Below are 24,186 nucleotides of genomic sequence, written 5' to 3'. Positions count from 1 at the left end.
TCAACTAAAAATAAGGTGCAATTCGCACCTTATTTAAATTATAAAAATTCAGCTATTTAAAATTAAGATTCTATAAATCCCATATAAGGGTCAGAAAATGAATCTTTACCCGTTTCAATACGCCCAGCAAAACGGCGTTTAAAGGTGCTATCACCCTCTATTGTTACAGTAAAATCATACCAACCACCGAAATCAGACATATTCCAATTCAACTCCTTTTCTGTAGAAGCCGTTTCGATATTCCATGTCTTATTGGGTAGATAAGCATTGGCTTTCACGGTCAATTTTGCTGTTTTCGCAGCATCATTACGAACTTTTAAATAGATTTTAGGATCACACTCTTCAACACATACACGCACTTCTGGCAATGCCTCTATTTGTGCAGACTTGACTAAATCACCTGCAAAGCCACGATGGAAGCCATTTGGACCCAATACCCATAAATCATAGAGTCCATTTGAAGCGTTCCATACATCGTCCAATTGCTTACCAGCTTCAACCATATAACGACGAGGAATCGCATCTAAATTCAATTTGTCATAAACATGGAAAACTGCGGCGTGTGTTCCTGTATTGGAGAACATTAACTTCACCGTTTTTGTTGCCACATCAACTTTCGCACTACTATGTAAAATATAAGGCAATGCCCGAGAGAGGCGTGTTCCTAAATCTTGAACAGGATAGACCTGACTTAAAGGACGGGAAACCGGTGGCAATAGCGCTTGCGCATTACGAATCGCATCTGCATCATTTTTGGTTTTTTTACCCATCAAGTCCGAAATAGCTGTGGTATTTGGATTTTTAAAGTCAAAAGCTGTTGTTAAATCACCACATACAGCACGGCGATATGGACTAATATTCGGTTCTTGCACGCCAAAACGTTGCTCTAAGAAACGAATAACAGACGAATGATCAAAAACCTGTGAATTTACCCAACCACCACGGCTCCAGGGAGAAATCACATACATGGGTACGCGTATTCCTGGACCATAAACCCCCACACCATTGCTGACTTTAGGATCAGTAAATTTAGGTTGTCCTGCTGAAGCTTTGGGGTGCGTGGCGTATTCATATGAGATTTGTTCATCACTCAAGGTGGTTTTACCTTGCATCACACCTGAAGCATCTTTTGAAGGTGCGCTTGGTGATGGAACGTGGTCAAAAAAGCCATCATTTTCATCAAAGTTGACCAATAAAACCGTTTGACTCCAAATCGCAGGGTTTTCCGTTAAAGCATTTAAAACTTCCTGAATGTACCAAGCACCTTGTACAGGGCTTGATGGTCCTGGATGCTCACTATAGGCTGCAGGTGCAACCATCCAGCTGACTTGAGGTAATTGACCTTTGGCAATATCATCTTTAAATGAAGCGAGAAATCCGCCATCAGGCATCGTATTGGCAATCCCTTTATACAACGGTTGTATTGCATCAATGGCAGGATCATAAGCAGGACACGTGCTGTCATTGTTTACAGGTTTACCTGATAATTCATTGGCACGGCGATATTGTTTAAAGCCAGCCAAAGGATTGTCGGTAAAGTTATCGGGCATATTTTGATAAACTTTCCACGTCACACCCGCTTGTTGTAGGCGCTCAGGATAGGTTGTCCAATCATAGCCTGTGCTTGATGCACCAATACTGTCCAAGTCATTGACGACACTGGCAACACCCGCAGCTTTCGGACCATTTGAACCTGTCCATAAGAACATACGATTCGAATTGGTTCCTGTATGCATTGCACAATGATATGCATCACACAGGGTAAAGGCGTTGGCAAGTGAGAACTGAAATTCAACTTCTTTTTGTTTGTAATATCCCATAGATTGGGGTTGTTTATACTGTACCCAATTGCCCATACGCCCATGGTTCCAAGCAAATTGCCCATCTGTCCATGAGTGTGGCGTACCGCTAACACGTTGTGCATTGCCACGCGTGCTGTCTAAATGATAGGGAAAGATTTTATTCTTATCTTTATCGTATTGTTCCCAAATCTTACGGTTGTCGGATAGCGGAATCGTAAAACGATCACCAAACCCACGAACACCCTTTAACGTTCCAAAATAATTATCAAACGAGCGATTTTCTTGCGTCAAAATGATGACATGTTTTACATCTTTAATCGTGCCTGTTTCGACTTTGGCGTCAATGGCTAAAGCTTTTTGGATGCTGGCTGGAAAGCTGGCTAAAGCGGCTGTACCAAATATTGTTTTTGTTGAATTGACTAAAAAATCACGACGGTTCATCTCTATTTCCTTATTTTTTATTATGGTGCGCAATGTACTTTACAAGCAGCGGGTGGCTGTGGATTCGTCGTTGAGCTTTCATTATCATCATTACAAGCACTGAGTAAGACACTCAGACTGGTCACTAAAATCAGCAAAAAATTTCGCATTGTCCTATCCATGAAATAAAGGTAGGGATAGTCAATACAACTGGTATGACGCTAGAGTGAAGTTTTTATGGCAGTTTGATGAATATTTTTTAAAAAATGATGAATATCAAATATTTGTTTTAATTTAAAAATAAGCAACTTAGGTTAAAACAATTTTATGCAATAAAAAACGCATCCGAAGATGCGTTTTGTTTATAAAAATATATCAATATTTTAGAATTACCAACCAAGCGCTTCTTGTTGTTTTTTTACCAATTCCTGAATACCTTTTTCAGCCATTTCAAGCATTGCATTGGACTGAGCGCGTGTAAATGGTTTTTCTTCTGCAGTCCCTTGAATTTCAATAAACTCACCTGCTTGAGTCATCACCACATTCAAGTCAGTTTGACAGTTAGAATCTTCTTCATAGCAAAGATCAAGCAATACTTCATCTTGATACATGCCGACAGAAATCGCAGCAACAAGCCCTTTTAATGGATCATGCTTAATTTTCTTTTTCTCAAGAAGTACATTCATAGCATCAATTAATGCAACCGCAGCACCCGTAATTGCAGCAGTACGTGTACCACCATCTGCCTGAATCACATCGCAGTCGATGGTAATGGTGTTTTCACCCAATTTTTTCAAATCCACCATTGCACGTAAGCTACGACCAATCAAACGTTGAATTTCTTGAGTACGACCAGATTGCTTACCGCGAGCAGCTTCACGGTCGCTACGTGTATGGGTAGAACGTGGCAACATACCGTATTCCGCAGTCACCCAACCTTGGCCCTGACCCTTTAAGAAACGTGGCACTGAATTGTCAATACTTGCAGTACACAGCACTTTTGTATGACCAAATTCAACCAATACTGAACCTTCCGCATAACGGGTGTAGTTACGGGTAATTTTAACTTCACGTAATTGATCTAATGCACGTTGGTCGATACGCATAGCTTGTCCTTATGGGATTCAAAAAATATTGCGACTTATTATAACAGATCCAAGAGAGATGGTTTTGTTACAAGATGGTGGTTTTTGAAATTGCTCGCTAAATCTATATGTGGTGACTTAAATAAACGTCTATACAAAAAGATAGATATACAAACCACGTTTTAAAATTTTCGAAATTTAGCCAAAAAATTAAAAATCACTGAATCTAAAACATCGCATTAAAAGCAATAGAAGAACCTTATTTAACTCAATAAGGTTCTTCTAACAACAATTGAGATCTATTTTCAACAGCTATTGCACCAGTTGAATGAAGCGAGATAAACACCTTAGCAACACCAATGCTTACACATCGCAAAAACTTTGTTTAAGCAAAAATACCCTTCAACTTTTGTAAAGACTGAGTAATGGTTGCTGTCAGACTATTTGGCAAAGAGCATTTGGCTAAACGCACCCATACACTGCCAAATTGTTTCAGGAAATCTGCTTCATTATAATTGATGCCATATTCTGCACATAAAGCTCTAATTTTTGGAGCAGCTTCTGAATAACGATTGGCTGGCATATCAGGGAACAAATGATGTTCAATCTGATGACTTAAATTCCCACTCAAAATATGCAACCAGTCTGTTCCAGTAAAATTACTAGAACCACGAATCTGACGTAAATACCATTCAGCACGGGTTTCATTTTCCACATTATCTGCTTCAAAAGTCTCTGCATCTTCAGTGAAATGACCATTAAAGATTACCGCTGAAGACCACAAACTGCGGATCACATTGGCAATGGCATTCCCAGCTAACACTGGCAAAGCATTGGGGCCTGCAATCACAGGAAAAAACACATAATCTTTTAGAATTTGACGGCGGGCTTTTTTACGAAATTTTGCCGCATCTGCCCAGACCTGCTTCCAGGTTTTTGTTTTATAGATCAGTGCATCTTCCAAATGTAGATTTTGTAAGCCAACATACCATTCAAAAAACACCATCAATTGAATCGCTAAAGGGATGTTAAACAAAAAGCGCGGTTCCCATTTTTGTGATTCACTAACACGGAGTAAACCATAACCCACATCATGATCTTTACCGACAATATTGGTATAGGTGTGATGCACATAATTATGTGTGTATTTCCAATCATCACCTGTTGCCATGGTATCCCAGTCGTAGTTTGCACCATTCAAACTTGGGTCATTTAACCAATCGAATTGACCATGCATAACATTATGACCCAGCTCCATATTTTCTACGATTTTAGAAATTCCCAGCAATCCCGTACCCACCACCCAAACAGGTGGAATCCATCCGCCAAACATCAACATAGCACGTGAAGCAATTTCACTATAACGGACAAAATTACGGATTTTATAAATATACTTGGCATCTTGTTCACCTAAACTGTCCATGATTTCACGACGGATTTCATCAACACGGCGACCAAATTCTGCGGTTTGTTCTGGGTTTAAATGTTTCGATTTACTGTTTGGAAAAGTAACTGACATATTCATTGTCTTGCTCCTCAGCGCTTCATTTTTAGAAGCCTTAGCTGAATTTTGGGTACAACTTCCTACGCCTAGGTTCAACAGACCGAGAAGTTGTTTAAATTTATTTAAATGATTGTTTTAATTTACAGATTAATGACCACAGGGCTTATCGCTTGGCTGATACACAATTTGATCTGTGTATTTGAAGCATGGTCAATTTCACCTGTCAGCATATTTTTGGTAGAACCACTCACTTTGGTACAAGTACAGGTATTACAAATCCCCATACGACAACCATGAGTTGGCTTTAATCCCGCTTGTTCAGCACTTTCAAGTAGGTTTGATTTCGCAACAAACTCTTGTTGTGAGCGTAAAAAAACAATCGGTTGTGCTTCTAAGCTTTCATCTACCGCAATCTGGAAATACTCTTGTTTCAAACGATCTGTGATATTCAAATCTTGAAAAATTTGATTGATGCTTTGCATCATTGCACTTGCACCACACGCATAGCTTTGACGCTGTTGGAAATCAGGAACCAAACTTTGCAATAACTCGATGGTTAAATGCTGCTTTTGTTGAGCGGTGTGAATATAGTGATAATTTAACAATGCGTGTTGCTGATAAAGCTGCTCTAGATCTGTATGAAAAGCCTCATCACGACTAAAATAAATTAAATCAATTGAACGATTTGAATCTTTAAGTGCTTCAAGCAACAAAGAATGGATTGCGGTAATTCCACTGCCTGACGCAATCAATAACAATGGTGACGCGTCTTGAGCTAAAACAAAATCACCTTGAGCTTGTGACAACTCAACAATGCTACCAAAAGCCATTTGGCTCAGTGCATTGGAGACTTTACCCTGCTGTTTTACAGCAATGATCATATCGCCATTATTCAAAAATTTAACCACAGAGTAACTACGTTGTTGACGCACACCCGCAATTTCAACAGTTACAAGAACAGATTGTCCCGCTTTAAACTGATGATGCTTAAAATTACGATTTGGACGTAATTGAATTTGATAAAAATCAGGGCTTAATGCACGAGTTTTAATAATCGTGGCTTTTACCTTTTTCCAAGCCCAAACAGGATTGATTTTTTCAGCGATAAAATCGACAAAATCCTCACGAACCCATTCTGGCTGATACTGCATATAGCTACTCATGTGACGTTCCTCTTTGTGCTTGCTATTTATTGAGTGAACAAACGTTCTTTTAGTGAACATATGTACACTATAATCATTTTTTAAATTCAGTCAACACCTGTACACTGACATTCGTCGTTTAATTTGTTTTTATTTTTGATAGACTCATCACAACAAAAATCTTTGGATACCAGAATGTCGATACGCGATGAACGAAAACAGCAAAGCCGTCAGGCTTTACTTGATGCTGCTTTAACCTTAAGCACATCGGGTCGTTCATTTTCGAGTATCAGTTTGCGAGAAGTTGCCCGTGAAGTTGGTTTGGTTCCGACAGCGTTTTATCGCCATTTCCAAGATATGGATGAGTTGGGCAAAGAGCTGGTGGATCAAGTTGCGCTTTATTTAAAGAATGTCTTGCATCAATTAGGCAAAGGCCTAGCGCATCCTGAAGCGAAAACCAAAACTAGCATGGCGCTGTTTTTTGAGGCTGTAGACAGCAGTTCGCAGCAATGGATTTTTATGATTGCGGAGCGTTGGGGTGGTTCAGAAGTTGTGCGTAAAGCCATCGCCCGTGAAATTGACTTCCTAAACGATGACCTTGCCAACGCGTTAAAGAAGTTTGAAGTTATCGCAAATTTTCATGATGAAAATGATTTAAAAGTGATCACCAATATTTTGATTAATTTATCTTTTACTTGGGCAATGTCATGGATTAACTTATCTCGCCAATACTCAGGCATCGAACTTGAGTTACAAAAAATGGTCCTTAAAAAACAATCGGTGACGCAAATCCGCTTAATTTTTAAAGGCATCGAAAATTGGGACCGAGATAGAGCTTAATTTATTTCCCAAACTCGTCTGTATATCACCAGCAATAAAAAAACCCGCAATTCAATTGCGGGTTTTAAAAACAGCAAAGCTTATTTGGCTTTACGTTCTTTATTGATCAGATAGTCAACAACTTGCGTCACTTTACCATCTTCACCTTGAACCACATATTTACCATTTACCACAACAGCAGGCACCCCTGAAAGCTGGTACTGTTGTGCCAATTGATTTGATTCAGCAATTTTTGCAGTGATCGCAAAAGAACTATACATACTGTTAAATTTCGCCTCAGGCACACCGTACTGAGTAAAGAATTTAGCAAAAGCATCTTTTTGTAGAACTTGCTGATTACCTGCATGATTGGTATGGAATAAAGGCAAATGCGTACGTTTACGTACACCCAATGCTTCACTCACATAATATGCACGAGCACCTTGTTCCCATAATGGATTCATTGCTGCAGGTGTACGGATAAAGTTAACATCTTTAGGGATCTTCTTTAACCACGCTTGCATATGCGGTTCTAATGTAAAGCAGTGAGGGCATCCATACCAAAAAAACTCACGTACTTCAATTTTACCAGGAACTGAAACTTTTCCTGGGTTTTGCACCACGGTATAATCTTTACCTGCAACAAAATCGGCAGCCATGGCATTTACAGAAAACGCCATCACCATGGCAGTCATGCCACCTAAAATAAATTTTTTCATTGACTTTATTGTCCTCGTAGTCATCTCGTATAGCTTATGCATTCACTATAAAACAAATATGGGAAAATCGTTTTCCTTCTGTGAAGTTTTTTACACGATTCATCGCTTTTTCTGGATTTATGGTTACACTAGGGTCTGTTGATATTTCATAAATAGACGAAGTGTTAACAAACACTAGCATAACTGAACTTAATTTTTGATTAAAACAATTTACTTAGAGGTGCCCGGCATGTCGCAACTTAATGTTGATCCACAGGAAATTGCTAAATTTGAAGCACTTGCTGCTTTATGGTGGGATCAACACTCTGAGTTCAGACCTTTACATCAAATCAATCCACTGCGTTTAAACTGGGTTGATGAACATGCCAATGGTCTTACAGGCAAAAAGATTCTTGATGTGGGCTGTGGCGGCGGGATTTTGGCTGAAAGTATGGCGCGTCGTGGTGCCGATGTTTTAGGTATCGATATGGGGGCAGCGCCATTGAATGTAGCTCGCTTACACGCTGAACAGGAAAATGTTCAAAATATTGAATATCGCCAGGTTCCTGTGGAACAACTCGCAGAAGAGCAAGCAGGACAATACGATATTGTTACATGTATGGAAATGCTAGAACATGTTCCTGACCCAGCATCCATCATCCAAGCGTGTCAAAAGTTAGTTAAACCAAATGGTCATGTGTTTTTCTCAACAATTAACCGTAATCCTAAGTCTTATTTATTCGCAATTATTGGTGCGGAATATGTATTACGTTTATTGAAAAAAGGCACCCATGATTATCATAAATTTATTAAACCGTCTGAACTTGCAGATGACATTCGTAACTCAGGTTTAAAACTTAAAGATATGACTGGCTTACACTACAACCCACTCACAAAGCATTACTGGCTTGCGCCCAATGTTGATGTGAATTACATGGTTTATACTGTGAATGAAGGTGTTTGATGCACGCTGTTCTTTTTGATTTAGACGGAACACTGATTGATACGGCTGCGGATTTTATCCGTATTATTCAAAATATGTGTCGAGAAGAAGGACGTGCAGTGGTTGATGCGGATTTGATCCGTACTCAGGTTTCTGAGGGCGCACGTGCAATGGTAAAACTGGTTTATCCTGAACTCGAAGTGGATGATCCAGTCTTTTTAGCGCATCGCCAACGCTTTTTAGATCAGTATGGTGATGACATTGCTGTAGACACAGACCTGTTTGCTGGTATGTATCCACTTTTGGCAGAGTTAGAAAGCCAACAGATCCCTTGGGGTATTGTGACCAATAAACCACGTTGGTTAAGTGAATCATTATTGAACGCATTGAACCTCACACAACGTTGCGCTGTTCTGGTCTGTCCTGAAGATGTCGCTCAGACCAAACCAGATCCTGAGCCAATGTATCTGGCGGCAAAGCAAATTGAGATTGCACCTGAACAATGTATTTATGTGGGTGATCATCCGCGCGATATTGATGCAGGACGTAATGCGCAAATGTATACAATCCTCGCAGCATATGGTTATTTACCATTACAGTACAAAGATGATTTAAATGCTTGGCAAGCCGACTGTATCGTAGAGAATGTCGATGAATTACATCAAGTTATTCGAAAACTTGTGAATAGTTAAAGTTCAAGAAAATCATTCAATTTACCCAACAACATGATAAATAACACTGAAACATCTTGAATATGATGTTTCAATGTTTTTATATAGAAGATAGCGCTGTTGGCACTTCGACTCGCTTTACGAGAAGCAGTACTTTTCCAACACTGCAAAGTAAGACATATAAAATTTAATCATTCTAAATGATGAGAAACATTGTTTGATCGGGTAACGACATTGCGTCCAAAGCCTAAAGGACATCATAACAACTATAGGAGGTCTCCCATGAAGTATTCAGAATATCAACCTCGCCCAGATTTATTGAAGGATAAAATTATCCTTATTACGGGTGCGGGAGACGGTATTGGACGTGCAGCTGCGCTCAGCTACGCCTTACACGGCGCAACAGTCGTGTTACATGGTCGCACGCTCAATAAACTTGAAGTCATTTATGATGAAATTGAATCACTTGGTGCCCCGCAACCTGCCATTCTTCCTTTGCAGCTTTCTACTGCCTCTTCACGTGACTATGAACTGCTCGTCGATACTCTAGAGCAACAATTTGGCCGCTTAGATGGTATTTTGCATAATGCCGGAATCTTAGGAGAGCGTGTTGAGTTGGCACATTATCCAGAAGAGGTCTGGGATGATGTCATGGCGGTGAATTTACGTGCACCCTTTGTGCTCACCCAAGAATTACTGCCTTTACTGGAAAAATCAGAAAATGCATCAGTCGTTTTCGCCAGCTCTGGTGTAGGACGTGAAGCACGTGCGCAATGGGGCGCTTACTCGGTTTCAAAGATTGCGATTGAAGCGGTCAGTAAAATATTTGCTAAAGAAAATACTTATCCAAATATTCGTTATAACTGTATCAACCCAGGTGGGACCCGTACCGCTATGCGTGCCAAAGCCTATCCTGATGAGGATCCAAAGGTTTTACCATCACCTGAAGCCATCATGCCTGCTTATCTCTACCTCATGGGAGATGATAGCCTTGCGTTGAATGGTGAGAGTATCGACGCACAAGATTAGGGTCTGTTTCTCCGCGCTTTTCGAAGCGTGGAGAAAATCATAAGAGATACTGTCATTTAAAATATTGATCACAGAGTCAAAATAAAAATTTAATAAAAGCCCACATCGAAATCGCTTTACCCAATAAAAACTATAACTTTATTCAGTTTCTTAAATCATAACGCTTCCTCTATAGTGTTACTCAAGTTAAGCAGATCAATTTGAGGCGTTTTTTTATGAAAGATTTAAAACATAAAGTAGAGATGATTCGTTCTATCGAACAATTACAGCTTCCAAATCAGTTTATTCAGGCCTTAGATGATGCTCATCAAGCTAAAGAGATGATCAAAGCAATCAATTATTTAAAGGAGATGAATCAGCAGTGGTATTAATCATTCAGGCTCAATTTATAGTGGGGTCATCTCTCTAAGCCTGCATACAAGTTTATTTTCATAAATATTTACATTTTTTAGTCACACATTCCGCTTAAAAAAATTTGCTGCGATGCATTACAGCTCAAAGCTTTGCAATAACTCTTTTCACTTTTACAGAAATATGTTTTTATTATGTCTGTCATTTTAAATGAAAAACTGAACTTTCTTCACAGTTTCTCTGCAATTTAGCAGTACAGTAGTGAGGTCAAAATAAACATATTGAATAAGCGAGGACGATTATGAAAAAGATTTTAGCGATCATCGCCATCTCTTTATCAACGCTGTTGACGGCTCAGATCAGCAGTGCAGGTCCTCATTTTGACAATGACAATGGTTTTGATCGTGGCAAAAGCGAACGTGGAGATCGTGGACGCAATCATCGTGATCGTGGTAATGATGATGACAACATTCAAGAACAACGTCGTGAACGTGAAGAACGTGGTGTAAAACGTTTGCAACAGCACAAATGGCAAATGGGTTATGTAATGCCACAACATTATCGTGGTAATAGTTACAAAGTTGATTATAAAGATGAAAATCTTCCAAAGCCTTCACGTAATCAACAATGGTATAAGATCAACAATGACTATATCTTGGTCGACTCAGACAATAATAATATTGTGAATATCCGAGGGATGTAGTTTTTAAATATTTTGGTTTCATAGGCTCAAACACCTTTTTGTTTGAGCTTTTTTTTGTCTAAATTTCATCATTCCAATCTGTTTTTAAAAAATTCCATAAATCTCCATAAAATTGACAATTAGATGATATTTCTCCATTTTTTATCTTAACTTAAAGTGTAATTTGAATAATCGGATAAAGCATCCGTCTGAAAAGGTCGATTCAAATGAGAAAAGTTCTAAGCGCAATCACACTATCACTCAGTGCCTTAGTTGCTACTTCAGCAATGGCTGACTGGGATCATGGTCAAAATCATCGCCCTGTTGCATCACATGAAAAATTTGAATGGCGAGAAGGTGTCATTTTACCTGATCGTTATCATGACAATCGCTATTATGTGAATGATTATCGTACATATAAAAAACTGCATCAACCGGCTAAGTTTGAACGCTGGTATAAAGTAGATGGCCGTTATGTACTGGTTAATGAACGCAACCACCATATTATCCGTGTGATTCGATAATATCCAAACTACGATATTTACAGCCCAAATTCTTTTTGGGCTTTTTTATTTATGAAAAGAAAAACCTCAATGGGTCTCTTCATCAAGTCTTCATACATTTCACAATTCACCTAAATCTTGCTCACCGTTTATCTCAAATTATTGAGTAATTTAATTACATCAAAGGACAAAAGTTCAATTCAGGTGAATCAAATGAAAAATATCTTAACGACACTGGCTTTATCGATGAGTGCACTGATTGCAACGTCTGCGATGGCTGCACCGCATGATTATCATCGAAATGATCACAATCGCTATCAACAAAGCCATTGGGATCATAAACATTACAATCGTTGGAATAACAACAACCATTATGACAACCGAGTAAATTCGAGTCAGCGCTGGCGCTCAGGGCAATACTTCCCGACTCAATTCAATTCTTCGCGTTATCATGTCAATTATAAAAACTACCGTCAGTTACCTAAACCTGGAAGATATCAGCAATGGTATAAAGTAAATGGTGATTATGTGCTGGTAAATGAGCGAAATAATCGTATTATTCGTGTGATTGGTTAATGTCAATATTTTAACTTTTAAACCCAACTCAGCTTGGGTTTTTTCACATTTTGAGAATATGATTAAAATCTAATTGATTAGGCAAATAAATAAACTACATACTTTCATTTATATCTCCATAGTTTCTCTATATTTTACGATTAGATTGAATCTGAACTGGTTAATTATTGAGTTAGTTAGGAAAGACAAATATCCTCATTAAATTGTTCAAAATGAAAAGATTAACTTGTGTAATTTCAATGAACAGTAATCCTTAAAATATTTGGTTTTTAACTCAATAATCCAATGTGAATCGCAACACTCATATGACCCTTTTGCACTCGTCCTCCCACGTTCGAGTGCTTTTTTTATTTTGACTATTATTCTTGCACTATTTTTGTTTAGAATCGCTGTATCGCAATCATCAATACTGAGATAGGCATGCAAACCGACAGTTTAGAAACAATACAAAGCACAACGCAAGAATACGTGCATTGGTTTCGTCACTCTGCACCCTATATCAATGCCCATCGTGGTAAAACTTTTGTATTGATGTTTGGTGGTGAAGCTGTTGAACATGAAAATTTTCAGCATATTATTCATGATATTGCGCTACTGCATTCATTGGGCATACGACTCATTTTAGTCCACGGCGCCCGCCCGCAAATTACGGCCAACTTGCTTCACAATAAAATTCAAAGCCCGATCCATATCAACCGTCGTGTCACCACACGTGAATCGCTGCCTTGTGTTATGAGTGCCGTTGGTTCGATTCGTCTACAAATCGAAGCATTATTGTCTATGGGGCTTGCCAATTCACCTATGTTTGGCGCACGTATTGATGTGGTCTCAGGTAATTTTGTCACAGCAAAGCCGTATGGCATTCGTGATGGTGTCGATTTCCAACTCACTGGCGAAGTTCGCACGATTGATACTGAAGCCATTCAACGCCATTTAGGCAATCAAAATATTGTGTTACTTGGCCCTACAGGGTATTCCACCACGGGTGAAGTATTTAACTTGCTTGCAGAAGAAGTTGCGACAAAAACGGCCATTCATATCAAAGCCGATAAATTGATTTTTTTAGGCAATCAACAGGGCTTAATGGATGAATATGGGCAATTGAGACGTGAAATTACCCCACAGCAACTCGATAAGCATATTGAAAAATACCAAGATTCAAATTTTGAAATCGCTTTGCATTTGCACAATGCAAAAGAAGCCTCACTTAAAGGCGTAAATCGCGTTCATCTGCTTTCCTATAGCGATGATGGTGCATTGATTAAAGAGCTCTTCACCCGTGATGGACATGGCACCATGATCACAGATGCTCATTATGAAGAAGTTCGTATGGCAAATATTGGTGATGTTGGCGGTTTGATTAATCTACTACGCCCTTTGGAAGATGAAGGTATTTTAGTCTATCGCTCACGCGAACGTTTAGAAAATGAAATCGAAAAGTTTGCCGTCATTGAGCGAGATGGAACAATTCTCGCCTGTGCTGCGCTCTACCCGATTCCATCAACAGACAATGAAGTGCAATCGGCCGAAATTGCTTGTGTAGCTGTACACCCAAGCTATCGCAAATCTAATCGTGGTAGCCAAATTTTGCATTTCCTAGAAGAAAATGCACGTCAATTGGGTATTCAACAACTGTTTGTATTAACCACGCGAACCGCACACTGGTTCTTAGAGCATGGATTTGAACTGGCCAATGTTGATGATTTACCCGAAGCCCGACAAGCGCTGTATAACTATCAACGTAATTCGATGGTCTTTAAAAAATCAATTGCTTAAAATTGATGAATTTTTTTATTCTCAATCAATTATCACATTTGCTGCTAAGCTTATCGCTATAGATTCCATCAAGCAGAATATTTTCTTATTCTTGAGAGTGGAATCTATATATGGTGATTGAATAATACAAATAACATCATAATTTTCAAATTCTTATAACATTATATTTTTATAGAATATCCACTTTATATTTCTCATTTACAGCTAAGCTTAGCAGTTAATTATTTATCTGTTTTTTTCATTAGCAATCACTAAAAACTTATTTTTTTGAAAATACAAAGCCTTTTAAGCTGATGCTCATGCCTTTTTCTGACTTTATAGGAGCATCGTGACTCATGGCGAGCTTATTTCAACCTTCGTGGAAAAAAATCACCCTTATTAGTGCTAGCCTTGCCACCATCATGATGCTTACTGGATGCTCAAAACCACAAGAAACCACAACCTTAAATATCGGTTTTCAACAATATGGGGTCTTGCCCATTATCAAAGCACGTGGCGACTTAGATAAAGCCCTAAAGGAAAAAGGGGTAAATGTGAAATGGGTTGAATTCCCTGCTGGTCCTCAACTGCTAGAAGGTTTAAATGTCGGTAGTGTGGCCTTTGGTGAATCTGGGGAAGCACCGCCTATTTTCGCCCAAGCTGCAAACTCAAATCTGGTCTATGTTGCCAATCAACCTGCTGCACCTTTGGCTGAAGCCTTAATTGTGCCGAAAGATTCAGCCATTCAATCAGTCCAAGATTTAAAAGGTAAGCGTGTAGTTTTGAATAAAGGTTCAAATGTACATTATCTTTTACTCAAAGTTTTAGAAGCAAATCATTTAAAACTTGATGATATTCAAGTGGTCTATCTACCACCAGCTGATGCACGTGCTGCCTTTGAAAAAGGTGCTGTAGATGCTTGGGTCATTTGGGATCCGTTCTTTGCTGCTGCTGAAAAACAACTCAATGCCAAAGTCATTGCGACAGGTCAAAACTTGGTCAATAACCACCAATTCTATTTGGCTGATCGTAAGTTTGCTGAACAACATCCCGATGTTTTAAAAATTGTGGTCAATGAACTGAATACGACAACGCAGTGGGTGTCTCAACATCAAACCGATGCGGCAAAACTCTTAGAAAAACCGACAGGCTTACCGCTTGATATTTTGAATACCTCAATTTCTCGTATGGGTTTTGGTGTGACTCCAATTTCTAACGATGTGGTAAAGAAACAGCAAGCTGTCGCAGATGCTTTTTATCAACAAAAACTCATTCCCAATAAAATCAACATTCAAGCAGCTGTTTTAGCGAATTAATTTCGCCAACAACGCCGTTAAAGAGGACATTAATATGACCCAGCAAATCGCACAACAAAACACAGCCTCATGGTTCAATGCAACGACTCATGCCATGACCACGATGTTGATCTGTAGCGCAATGCTGGGTTCAGCCTCTGTGTGGGCAATCGATCCAACGGTAAAAGAATTACGTATTGGCTTTCAAAAAAGTTCTATTAATTTTGCAATCGCCAAACAACAAAAGTTGTATGAGAAAGAATTCCCAAATGCCAAAATCACTTGGAATGAATTCCCTGCGGGCCCTCAAATTTTAGAAGCCCTTGCTGTAGGTTCTCTGGATGTTGGTGTCACTGGCGATACCCCGCCAGTATATGCCCAAGCCGCGAATAAACCGCTGTACTACATTGCCTATGAAGCAGCCAAGCCGTTGGCTTCGGCAATTTTAGTGCCTAAAGATTCAAAAATCACCAAACTGAATGAGTTGAAAGGTAAACGTATTGCGTTGCAAAAAGGCTCAAGTGCGCATTATTTATTGGTACAAGCTGTCCGTAAAGCTGGTTTGCAATGGTCAGACATTCAACCGATTTGGTTAACCCCTGCTGATGCCCGTGCTGCATTTCAAAAAGGTGCTGTCGACGCTTGGGCGATTTGGGACCCATTCTTTGCTTCTGCTCAAGTCGAAGATCAAGCGCGTATCCTCGCCTCAGGGCAGGGTTTAAGTCCGAATTATACCTTCTATTTAGCATCGCCAGATTTTGTAAAGAAATATCCTCAAGCAGTTAAAGGCATTATCCAGCAAATTAATACTGCTGATAAATGGGTACAAGCCAATCGTGTCGCAACAGCGCAAGCCATCGGGCAAAGCACTGGTTTAAAACCGAAAGTTAGTCAAACTTTTATTGAGCGACGCCCAAGACCTTCGGGTGCAGCACCGCTTTCAGCAAAAGTAATTGCAGATCAGCAACAACTGGCCAATCGTTTTAGCGAACTCAAAATTATTCCAAACAGCATTGATATCAAACAAGCCGTTTGGACGGCGAAATAATATTTTTCTAAGGATGAATGAAATGAAAATCTTCTGGTTTATTCCTACTCACGGTGACAGTCGTTATTTAGGTACAAGCAAAGGTGCTCGCCAAGTTGACCATGCTTATATGAAACAAATTGCTGTAGCTGTGGATAATTTGGGCTATGAAGGTGTACTCATTCCCACGGGACGTTCATGTGAAGATCCATGGATTACTGCTGCGAGCCTGATTGATGCGACTAAAAATTTAAAATTCTTGGTTGCGTTACGTCCAGGTGTAACAACGCCTGCACTCGCGGCACGTATGGCTGCAACTTTTGATCGTCTATCCAATGGACGGGTTTTACTCAACCTCGTTACAGGCGGCGATGAGCAAGAACTGAAAGGTGATGGGGTATACGAAGACCATGCTTCACGTTATAAAACAGCAGCTGAATACACCACGATTTGGCGTGAAATTTTAAAACGTTCACATACAGGTGAATCATTTACCTTCCATGGCGAACGTCTAAGTGTAGATGAGGCCAAGTTGCTTTATCCACCGATTCAAGCACCATACCCACCACTCTGGTTTGGGGGCTCTTCTGAAGATGCGATTGAATTGGCTGCTGAGCAAGTTGATACCTATTTGACTTGGGGCGAACCACCTGCTGCAGTCAAAGAAAAAATTGCAGTAGTGAAAGCGAAAGCCGATGCCAAAGGTCGTCAACTTAATTATGGTATTCGTTTACATGTCATTGTTCGTGAGACCAATGAACAAGCATGGCAAGCTGCCAATGAACTGATCCAATATGTAGATGATGCGACGATCGCCGCTGCACAGAAAAAATTTAAACAAATGGATTCCGTCGGTCAGCGCCGTATGGCTGAGCTACATAATGGTGATCGTAGTAAGCTTGAAGTATCACCAAATCTTTGGGCAGGAGTTGGACTCGTTCGTGGTGGTGCAGGTACGGCTTTGGTCGGTGATCCACAGACTGTTGCAGATCGTATTCAAGAATATGCAGATTTAGGCATCAATACCTTTATTTTCTCAGGCTACCCACATTTGGAAGAATCTATTCGCTTTGCTGAACTGGTATTCCCATTACTGCCGTTGGAAACACGCAAGAAACTCACGCAACCTAATTTGACTGGACCATTTGGCGAAATCGTTGCCAATAATTACACCCCTGAAGAAAATAAGAAACCATTACAGGAGCCTGCATGAATGCCTTAATTAACAATGCTGCTCCAGCCAAAAGTACTGCCGTTTCACGTGGAACGAAACAAATTGGGCAGCGTTTGCTGCCTTGGATTGTGCCGATTTTACTGATTGTCATTTGGCAAATTGCGTCTAAAACAGGATTGCTTGAAAGCCGTGTTTTACCTGCACCGACAGCGGTAGTCTCTGCGTTTTGGACACTTTTAGTCAGCGGTGAGCTTTGGCAGCACGTCAAAGTCAGTGCTGGTCGCGCGCTACTTGGCCTCTTAGTTGGTGGTGGGCTCGGTCTATTTTTGGGACTGCTTAATGGTTCATCAAAAGTTGCATCCAACTTATTGGATACCACCTTGCAAATGATCCGAAATATTCCAGCATTGGCGCTGATTCCATTGGTTATTTTATGGTTTGGAATTGATGAGTCTGCAAAACTCTTTTTAGTTGCTGTCGGTGTGTTTTTCCCGATCTACATCAATACCTATCATGGGATTCGTTCAGTTGATCCTCAATTGATTGAAATGGGAAAAAGCTATGGGTTAAGCAGATGGCAATTGTATAAAGACATTATTTTACCGGGCGCAATGCCTTCAATTTTAGTGGGTTTACGCTTTTCACTGGGGTTGGTTTGGGTACTGCTGATTGTGGCAGAAACAATTTCCGCACAATCTGGAATTGGTTATATGACCATGAATGCGCGTGAATTTTTACAAACAGATATCGTGCTAGTAGGTATCTTGCTGTATGCCCTTTTAGGCAAACTTGCCGATGTATTTGCACAATTTTTAGAAAAATACCTATTGCGTTGGCACGCAGGTTATCAAAAATAGGAGTCTGATATGACCGATTTAAGCATTAGCCAATATGCCAATGACTTGGTGGCACCAACCGAGATTGTTGAAGAACAACAAGTAAAAATTGGTGCAGAAATTTCGATCGAACAACTGCATAAATATTATGGCGAAGTTAAAGTTCTTGAGGACTTAGATTTAAACATTGAAGCTGGTGAATTCGTTGCAATTGTGGGACGTAGTGGTTGTGGTAAAAGTACCCTACTGCGTTTAATTGCCGATTTAGAACAACCCAGTTATGGTGAAATCAAATTTAAATCCTTATTAAATTTCCGTGAAGGGATTATTGCAGATGATATTCGGGTGATGTTCCAAGATCCACGCTTATTGCCATGGAAAAGTATTCTAAAAAATGTGCAATTGGGTCTAGCCAAAAACCAATTTTCTAAAGCTGAGGAATTATTAGAAAAGGTCGGATTAAAGGAGAAATCTGGACTTTGGCCATCACAGCTTTCTGGTGGACAACGTCAACGAACGGCGCTTGCTCGTGCTTTGTCACATACACCACGAGTCTTATTACTGGATGAACCTTTAGGTGCTTTAGATGCATTGACGCGACTAGAAATGCAGAATTTAATTGAAAAGTTATGGTTAGAACAAGGCTTTACCACCATTCTGGTTACCCATGATGTTAGTGAAGCAGTTCAACTCGCAGATCGTATTATTCTTTTGGATAAAGGACATATTGCGCAACAGTTTCAAGTCGATTTACCACGTCCACGTCAAAAAGGTGTAGCATTTGCCAAACTTGAACAACAGGTACTCAGTGCTGTGCTTGCGACATGAACAGCAACAAAATACGCTTTTGTTGGCAACGCAAGGTATTGTCGAGCAGAATATTTTTGTCTTTACATATTAGGGTCTGCTGACATTTCATAAATGGTTTGCGTTGTAGGTTAAAATTGAGCAGGCAAGGCATGAAACGAAGAGAATAGCGAGACTATTTTCGAGTTTCATAACACAGGCTGAGATAATTTTAGCCACAACCCTTCGGGACTAGTGTGTTTTTTGTCGCTACGTCGTTACGAACTACTTATTTAGAATGACTAAATTTCGTATTTCGCGCCTAGTATCGCCTAAAAATCACACGTAGTCGCAAACTTAGACGAATTGTTAGCAGACCCCAACCTTGCGGAACCATGTTGCTGATCTTGAATAATTAAATCGAATATTTAGTCGTTTTGATCGGATAGAAAATGTTCGCTGTCACAAATATGTTTAAGTTTTCAACTGTTTCTATTGATTAAAAATGAGCTGGGTATTTTAAAGCAAGTCAGTTTTCTTAAATGAAAATTAAATCATGCTATTTAAGATTATCTAATTTTTAAATTAACTCAAAAATTAACCTTATACTAAAAAATGTCACAAAATTTAAATATTAAGTCATAACTGACAGAATTTTAAAATAAGATTTGCTCCAGTTTAGTGCAAAATTAGATAATAGGGATCTACGATCGACTTAATAATAAAACTTCATCATTATTTATCAGAAATATACCAAAATAATGCTGCTTTCTGTGCACAAATCAAACATTTTACCGTACAATTTAATAATCAGTTTTTCGATTAAAGATGCGATGGAACAAAAAAAGAGTGCTCAAAAACGCCAGCAGCTGCTCAATGCTGCACTTGACGTATTTTCTGTCTATGGTTTCAACGGCGCAAGTCTAGATGAAATCGCTCAATTAGCAGATATGCATAAATCCAATATTTTCTACTACTATGAAAATAAAGAAGCCTTATATGTTGAAGTGCTAACGACAGTTATGCAGAAATGGTTAGCACCGTTGCAGTCGCTTGAGTCAGAATTGGAACCGACAGAAGCTTTGTCACATTACATCATGACCAAAATTGAAATCTCTAGAACTCAGCCTAAAGCTTCAAAACTTTTCGCGTTAGAAGTGATTCAAGGCGCACCACATATTTTACCGATCCTCAAAGGCCCGCTTAAAAAGCTCTTTAAACGCAAAGCTAAAGTGATTTTAAACTGGCAGGCGCAAGGTAAAATATCAGATCAAATCGATGCTGAATTGCTGATTATTAATATTTGGGCATTGACTCAAAATTATGCAGACTTTAGTACTCAAATTGAAATGGTGACTGGTAAAACTTTGCGTAATAAAAGTATGTGTCAACGCGCAATTGAACATACAATCCATATGACTTTATATGGTGTGTTACCGCGCAATTAATCATCCAATATACTTATTGGTTATTTTGGCAAACGGCCATAGAGTTCTATGGTCGCCAAGACTCAATTTTAAACTTTATATAATACTCAAACAAACTAAGTCTTTAATAAATAGACTGATATAGTTTTAACAACTTTTGTGCACCCAATAATAAATTATCTTCCCAATCTAAATGTGCGGTGTCATTTGCACCATCTGTAATGTATTTAATCGAAACTAAACGCACATCTAATTTTTTACAGACTTTAGCCAGTGCATAGCCTTCCATATCGACCAAGTTACAGCTCACTTTGGGTTGTCCTGTTTCAAAACTATCCCCTGTACCACAAACACCCTGCGCTAAATGTGGAAAATACGATTCTAAATGAATTTCGCCTGGAAAATGCTCATCCATTGGCGTAACGCCCACATCAAAACCGAGTGGGGAAACATCCATATCACGTTGCACAAAAGTTTTTACTTCAATCAACTCATGGGCATCGAAGAAAGAACTTCCTGCACTACCTAAATTCAGTATGGTTTTACAGCCGGTTTTTTGAATAACATCGAATGCCGTATAGGCTGCATTAATCTTGCCAATCCCGCTATAGTGGACAGTGATACCTGCTTGTTCAAATAACCCTTTAGATTCATTGGGTAAAGCCATAATCAGTGCAATGTCGTCTTTCATATCTATTCAAAATTAAAATTTTCCTTATTAGAATGGAAATTCAAATCCTGATCAATCTTATTGTTAACTCAAAATTTTAAAATCATATACAAATCACTACTGTACCTATGACCTTGATTGCGCATAATGTTTTAATAGAAAAATAGAGATGAAAATAAATGAATATCCAAATCATCGTGGGCAGTATTCGAGAAGGTCGTGTTGCGATTAAAGTCGCAGAATGGTTACTTAAAGAAATCCAAAAACTCGACTTCAGTACCCTCAATGTTGAAATTGTAGATTTAAAAGAATGGGATTTACCTTTCTTTGCCGGAAAAAACTCACCCGCCTCAGGAATCTATGATCAGCCTAAACAGCAAGAATGGGCGAAAAAAGTTGCTTCTGGAGATGCGTTTATTTTCATTACACCAGAATACAATCACGGCTATAGTCCTGTACTGAAAAATGCCATCGACTTCGTTTATAAAGAATGGCAGAGCAAACCTTCGGCTTTTGTCAGTTATGGCGGTACCAACGGTTCACGTTCAATTGATCAAATCAAACAAGTCTGTGCTTTTATTGGCATGATTGACTCTAATGCTGTCATTGAACTGCGAGATATTGGACAACGTGGTAAGAGTGAAACCTTTGAGGGAAATGAGTTTGATAATAAAGCAGTCAAATCTGTGGTAAACAAACTCATCCAATATGCCAATGTCTAAAATCACATTGTACGCTTTAGCTTACATCACTTGCATGCATTGACGGCTAGGGAAGTTGAAGCAAATCCCCTATTCTATAGTCATAGGGAACAGGAAGTTTCCCAGACATAAAACAATAATAATCAGTCTGTACATCAGGAAGTGAGGTAGAACAGGAGTTTACCTAGCGAACCAATACGAAAAAGCCCCGTCAGGATGATGGGGCTTTTTTATAACTTGGACTTTTTAATTTTGCCCAACTGTTAATGACTGATCACCAATACATTTACATCCGCAAGATAAAGGTGAATTATGCTGAGCAGCGGGCTTCCCCATCACCAACATATGATTATCACCTGCAACAATGCTGGCGACACATTTATGCTTGGGACAGGTCGCCTTATCCCCTACACACGCAATCGCTTTACCATCAATCAGAAAAGAAGACTGAGCAGAAATAATTTTTCCACCACCTGTCGTGGGTGACCCTAACGTGATATATGGAAGTGCCATAGTGCCTACCTTTTATTGTTTTGTTATTGAATAAAAATTTATAAAACATCGAACTCAATACGGCGGTTCTTTTTACGCCCATCTTCAGTTGCATTATCAGCAACAGGTTTGGTTGAACCCAGACCAGCTGTGCTTAAACGAGTCGGTGCAATGCCTTTCGTAGTTAAGTATTGCTTCACCGCTTCAGCACGTTGCAAACTCAAATCCTGATTCTTCTGTGGATTACCTTGGCTGTCAGTATGCCCCACAATTTTAACATTTTTACCTTGGACTTTATTTAATGCAACCACCATCTCGTCTAAGATTTGTGTACCTGTTGCGGTAAGTACAGCTTTGCCAGATTCAAACTCAATAATTCGATTTTTTAGGGCATTATCAATCACAGATTGCTCAGCAGCATTCACTGAAATTTGAGAATTAAATCGATAAGGTGGTTGAACTAAGGATTGGAATAAACTGGTGGTTGGCTGAATATCAGTTTGCACACCCATTTTCCCAACCAATTCAACTTGCGTGCCTCGTACAGAGAGCTTACCTTGGCTAATCTTCTTTAAATCTGGGGTAATCACACGAGTAACCGAATCACTCCAGCCATTCGGTGCGGATACGGCTCGAATTTGGATTTTATCAACAACTTGATCATCACCATAAACCGCTTTTAATTTCGCCAAGATTGCTTGTTTGGTCATGTCATTTGGCACAGCACCTTCAACTACAATCGGGGCAGCAAACACATTGAATGAACAAAATAAGCTAGAAATAAGCGCAAATTTTTTCAATATTTTGACTTGTTTATTTTTCATATCATTATTCATCTATAAATGTTTGTCTAAAAATTTTCATGCCTTGAACCAGACTCAATTGACGTTCACATAAAGACTGTTCTAGTGCTGCTAGACCTGCATTCTGTTCCAAATAGGCATCAATCCATAACGGTTTGACCAAAGACACCCAATGATCATTTTGCATATTTTGAGTGAAAATATTACTCAAAGCCGTGATATCTGCCCCTTGGAATCCAAATAATAAAATTGGAGACTCCTGGTGAAGAATACCAATCAAGATCTCTGTATTACTTTTTTCTAAAAAGCGTCCGATTAAGTTGACCCAAAAGGCAGCAATTTCATAGCAATAATTATGATTATTAATCGGTAAAATAAGCACCTTAGATAACTTACTGGTACCGTGTTTAAGCACCGGCTGTAGTAATAAGCCCAAACCCAACATACTTTGTGCCAATTCATAAGGCGTGATCTTCATCATTTGTGCAAATGAATGCATGGTATGATTTTCAAAAAAGTCCTGCGTTTTTAATTCAGGTAGAACCTGTATTTCACGATCAATTTCACCCAGCTTATTGATCAATACTTCAGGATCACGAATGGTTCGGATGCTTCGATTTTTTTGAAATAAATCAATCAATACCGGTTTATATTTAAACGGCGCATAGAGTAAGTTTTGAAAGGGGTGATCAACTTCTAATAACTGGCTTAAAACCATTGGAAATTGACGACCAGAACTGTCTTCACTGGTCACCATATTTGCCGCAAGAAACATTCTTTCCTTAGGGTTTGCGATAAAGAAGTCTAAAGGTGCTAATGATTCATAAGCTTGATTAAAATTTTCTTCTCGCATTGCAAGCTCTAAAGCTTCCGTAATCCATTGATCAATCACTTGAATCAATGAATATTGCCCTTTTGTTTTCAGAAAATCACCACGTGCGGGACATTTTCCATAATACAACGGTGTAGACTTTATCGTTTGCATACTTTAATCC

26 protein-coding genes are annotated in these 24,186 nt (G+C 39.2%); 16 read left to right on the top strand and 10 right to left on the bottom strand.

From position 1 onward, the window contains the following. Positions 1–62 precede the first annotated feature (62 nt). The 5 genes from ASC84_RS21480 to ASC84_RS21465 form a co-directional block, all read right to left on the bottom strand. Positions 63–2,243 carry a phosphocholine-specific phospholipase C gene (locus ASC84_RS21480; RefSeq protein WP_056518249.1) on the bottom strand — a complete coding sequence of 727 codons (2,181 nt, stop codon included), beginning with the start codon at positions 2,241–2,243 and terminating at the stop codon, positions 63–65. A gap of 20 nt (positions 2,244–2,263) precedes the next feature. After that, entirely contained in the window at positions 2,264–2,392 is a 129-nt protein-coding gene (locus tag ASC84_RS23530) for a hypothetical protein (RefSeq protein WP_262087376.1), read from the bottom strand. Positions 2,393–2,611: 219 nt separating this feature from the next. Further along, entirely contained in the window at positions 2,612–3,328 is a 717-nt protein-coding gene (gene rph / locus ASC84_RS21475; protein ID WP_004723527.1) for a ribonuclease PH, read from the bottom strand. Between the two features lie 364 nt (positions 3,329–3,692). After that, entirely contained in the window at positions 3,693–4,826 is a 1,134-nt protein-coding gene (locus ASC84_RS21470) for an acyl-CoA desaturase (RefSeq protein WP_171066952.1), read from the bottom strand. A gap of 125 nt (positions 4,827–4,951) precedes the next feature. Next, positions 4,952–5,974, bottom strand: coding sequence for a ferredoxin reductase (locus tag ASC84_RS21465; protein WP_056518247.1), 1,023 nt, complete (start codon positions 5,972–5,974; stop codon positions 4,952–4,954). Positions 5,975–6,148: 174 nt separating this feature from the next. Here ASC84_RS21465 and ASC84_RS21460 point away from each other — a divergent pair, with 174 nt between their 5' ends. Further along, positions 6,149–6,793, top strand: a complete 645-nt coding sequence (locus ASC84_RS21460) for a TetR family transcriptional regulator (RefSeq protein ID WP_056518244.1) — start codon at positions 6,149–6,151, stop codon at positions 6,791–6,793. Between the two features lie 80 nt (positions 6,794–6,873). Here the strand turns inward: ASC84_RS21460 and ASC84_RS21455 are convergent, their stop codons facing one another. Further along, positions 6,874–7,491, bottom strand: coding sequence for a thiol:disulfide interchange protein DsbA/DsbL (locus tag ASC84_RS21455; protein WP_004723532.1), 618 nt, complete (start codon positions 7,489–7,491; stop codon positions 6,874–6,876). Positions 7,492–7,720: 229 nt separating this feature from the next. Here ASC84_RS21455 and ubiG point away from each other — a divergent pair, with 229 nt between their 5' ends. The 14 genes from ubiG (at position 7,721) to ASC84_RS21390 (ending at position 20,546) form a co-directional block, all read left to right on the top strand. Beyond that, the gene (ubiG, locus tag ASC84_RS21450) at positions 7,721–8,434 is read left to right on the top strand and encodes a bifunctional 2-polyprenyl-6-hydroxyphenol methylase/3-demethylubiquinol 3-O-methyltransferase UbiG (protein ID WP_004723533.1); all 714 of its coding nucleotides are present in this window, start codon (positions 7,721–7,723) and stop codon (positions 8,432–8,434) included. Next, positions 8,431–9,105 carry an HAD family hydrolase gene (locus ASC84_RS21445; protein ID WP_171066919.1) on the top strand — a complete coding sequence of 225 codons (675 nt, stop codon included), beginning with the start codon at positions 8,431–8,433 and terminating at the stop codon, positions 9,103–9,105. Before ubiG ends, ASC84_RS21445 begins: the two co-directional genes overlap by 4 nt. A 261-nt stretch (positions 9,106–9,366) precedes the next feature. After that, the gene (locus ASC84_RS21440) at positions 9,367–10,113 is read left to right on the top strand and encodes a YciK family oxidoreductase (RefSeq protein WP_004723535.1); all 747 of its coding nucleotides are present in this window, start codon (positions 9,367–9,369) and stop codon (positions 10,111–10,113) included. Positions 10,114–10,328: 215 nt separating this feature from the next. After that, positions 10,329–10,484 (top strand): hypothetical protein, encoded by a 156-nt coding sequence (locus ASC84_RS22995; RefSeq protein ID WP_004723536.1) that lies wholly within the window; start codon positions 10,329–10,331, stop codon positions 10,482–10,484. A gap of 281 nt (positions 10,485–10,765) precedes the next feature. Then, a complete protein-coding gene (locus tag ASC84_RS21435; RefSeq protein ID WP_004723537.1) occupies positions 10,766–11,167 on the top strand; it encodes an RcnB family protein in 402 nt (133 codons plus the stop codon). A 206-nt stretch (positions 11,168–11,373) separates the two neighbouring features. Beyond that, complete coding sequence (locus ASC84_RS21430; protein ID WP_056518242.1) at positions 11,374–11,670, top strand: RcnB family protein; 297 nt, start codon at positions 11,374–11,376, stop codon at positions 11,668–11,670. Between the two features lie 192 nt (positions 11,671–11,862). Further along, positions 11,863–12,225, top strand: coding sequence for an RcnB family protein (locus ASC84_RS21425; RefSeq protein ID WP_056518240.1), 363 nt, complete (start codon positions 11,863–11,865; stop codon positions 12,223–12,225). Between the two features lie 420 nt (positions 12,226–12,645). After that, positions 12,646–14,001: an amino-acid N-acetyltransferase gene (gene argA / locus ASC84_RS21420; protein WP_056518239.1), complete on the top strand. Its 1,356-nt coding sequence runs from the start codon at positions 12,646–12,648 to the stop codon at positions 13,999–14,001. Positions 14,002–14,336: 335 nt separating this feature from the next. Then, positions 14,337–15,296 carry a sulfonate ABC transporter substrate-binding protein gene (locus ASC84_RS21415; protein WP_056518237.1) on the top strand — a complete coding sequence of 320 codons (960 nt, stop codon included), beginning with the start codon at positions 14,337–14,339 and terminating at the stop codon, positions 15,294–15,296. Positions 15,297–15,390: 94 nt separating this feature from the next. After that, positions 15,391–16,323: a sulfonate ABC transporter substrate-binding protein gene (locus ASC84_RS21410; protein WP_085942780.1), complete on the top strand. Its 933-nt coding sequence runs from the start codon at positions 15,391–15,393 to the stop codon at positions 16,321–16,323. A 22-nt stretch (positions 16,324–16,345) separates the two neighbouring features. Continuing rightward, positions 16,346–17,515 carry an FMNH2-dependent alkanesulfonate monooxygenase gene (ssuD, locus tag ASC84_RS21405; RefSeq protein ID WP_004823601.1) on the top strand — a complete coding sequence of 390 codons (1,170 nt, stop codon included), beginning with the start codon at positions 16,346–16,348 and terminating at the stop codon, positions 17,513–17,515. After that, positions 17,512–18,333, top strand: a complete 822-nt coding sequence (gene ssuC / locus ASC84_RS21400; protein WP_004723544.1) for an aliphatic sulfonate ABC transporter permease SsuC — start codon at positions 17,512–17,514, stop codon at positions 18,331–18,333. The genes ssuD and ssuC overlap by 4 nt, the downstream gene beginning before the upstream one ends. A 9-nt stretch (positions 18,334–18,342) precedes the next feature. Beyond that, the gene (locus tag ASC84_RS21395; protein ID WP_056518234.1) at positions 18,343–19,140 is read left to right on the top strand and encodes an ATP-binding cassette domain-containing protein; all 798 of its coding nucleotides are present in this window, start codon (positions 18,343–18,345) and stop codon (positions 19,138–19,140) included. A gap of 791 nt (positions 19,141–19,931) precedes the next feature. After that, entirely contained in the window at positions 19,932–20,546 is a 615-nt protein-coding gene (locus ASC84_RS21390; protein WP_016539535.1) for a TetR/AcrR family transcriptional regulator, read from the top strand. Positions 20,547–20,649: 103 nt separating this feature from the next. On the opposite strand, the gene ASC84_RS21385 is transcribed toward ASC84_RS21390, so the two are convergent. Continuing rightward, positions 20,650–21,216, bottom strand: a complete 567-nt coding sequence (locus ASC84_RS21385; RefSeq protein WP_056518232.1) for a 5'-nucleosidase — start codon at positions 21,214–21,216, stop codon at positions 20,650–20,652. Positions 21,217–21,374: 158 nt separating this feature from the next. Here ASC84_RS21385 and ASC84_RS21380 point away from each other — a divergent pair, with 158 nt between their 5' ends. Continuing rightward, on the top strand, positions 21,375–21,917 hold the full coding sequence (locus ASC84_RS21380; RefSeq protein WP_004723548.1) for an NADPH-dependent FMN reductase: 543 nt from the start codon (positions 21,375–21,377) through the stop codon (positions 21,915–21,917). Positions 21,918–22,142: 225 nt separating this feature from the next. Here the strand turns inward: ASC84_RS21380 and ASC84_RS21375 are convergent, their stop codons facing one another. Genes ASC84_RS21375 through tagF form a run of 3 tightly spaced genes read right to left on the bottom strand, consistent with a single transcriptional unit; the run spans position 22,143 to position 24,176 of the window. Further along, positions 22,143–22,409, bottom strand: coding sequence for a PAAR domain-containing protein (locus ASC84_RS21375; protein ID WP_004723549.1), 267 nt, complete (start codon positions 22,407–22,409; stop codon positions 22,143–22,145). 38 nt (positions 22,410–22,447) lie between these two features. Next, positions 22,448–23,224: an OmpA family protein gene (locus ASC84_RS21370; RefSeq protein ID WP_004723550.1), complete on the bottom strand. Its 777-nt coding sequence runs from the start codon at positions 23,222–23,224 to the stop codon at positions 22,448–22,450. Next, entirely contained in the window at positions 23,217–24,176 is a 960-nt protein-coding gene (tagF, locus tag ASC84_RS21365; RefSeq protein ID WP_004723551.1) for a type VI secretion system-associated protein TagF, read from the bottom strand. Before tagF ends, ASC84_RS21370 begins: the two co-directional genes overlap by 8 nt. Positions 24,177–24,186: the final 10 nt, after the last annotated feature.

The sequence above is a fragment of the Acinetobacter sp. Root1280 genome, assembly GCF_001425285.1.
In the GTDB taxonomy this organism is placed as follows: domain Bacteria; phylum Pseudomonadota; class Gammaproteobacteria; order Pseudomonadales; family Moraxellaceae; genus Acinetobacter; species Acinetobacter guillouiae.
Note: the sequence above shows the minus strand (reverse complement) of the source record. Positions and strands in the feature narration are given on the sequence as shown.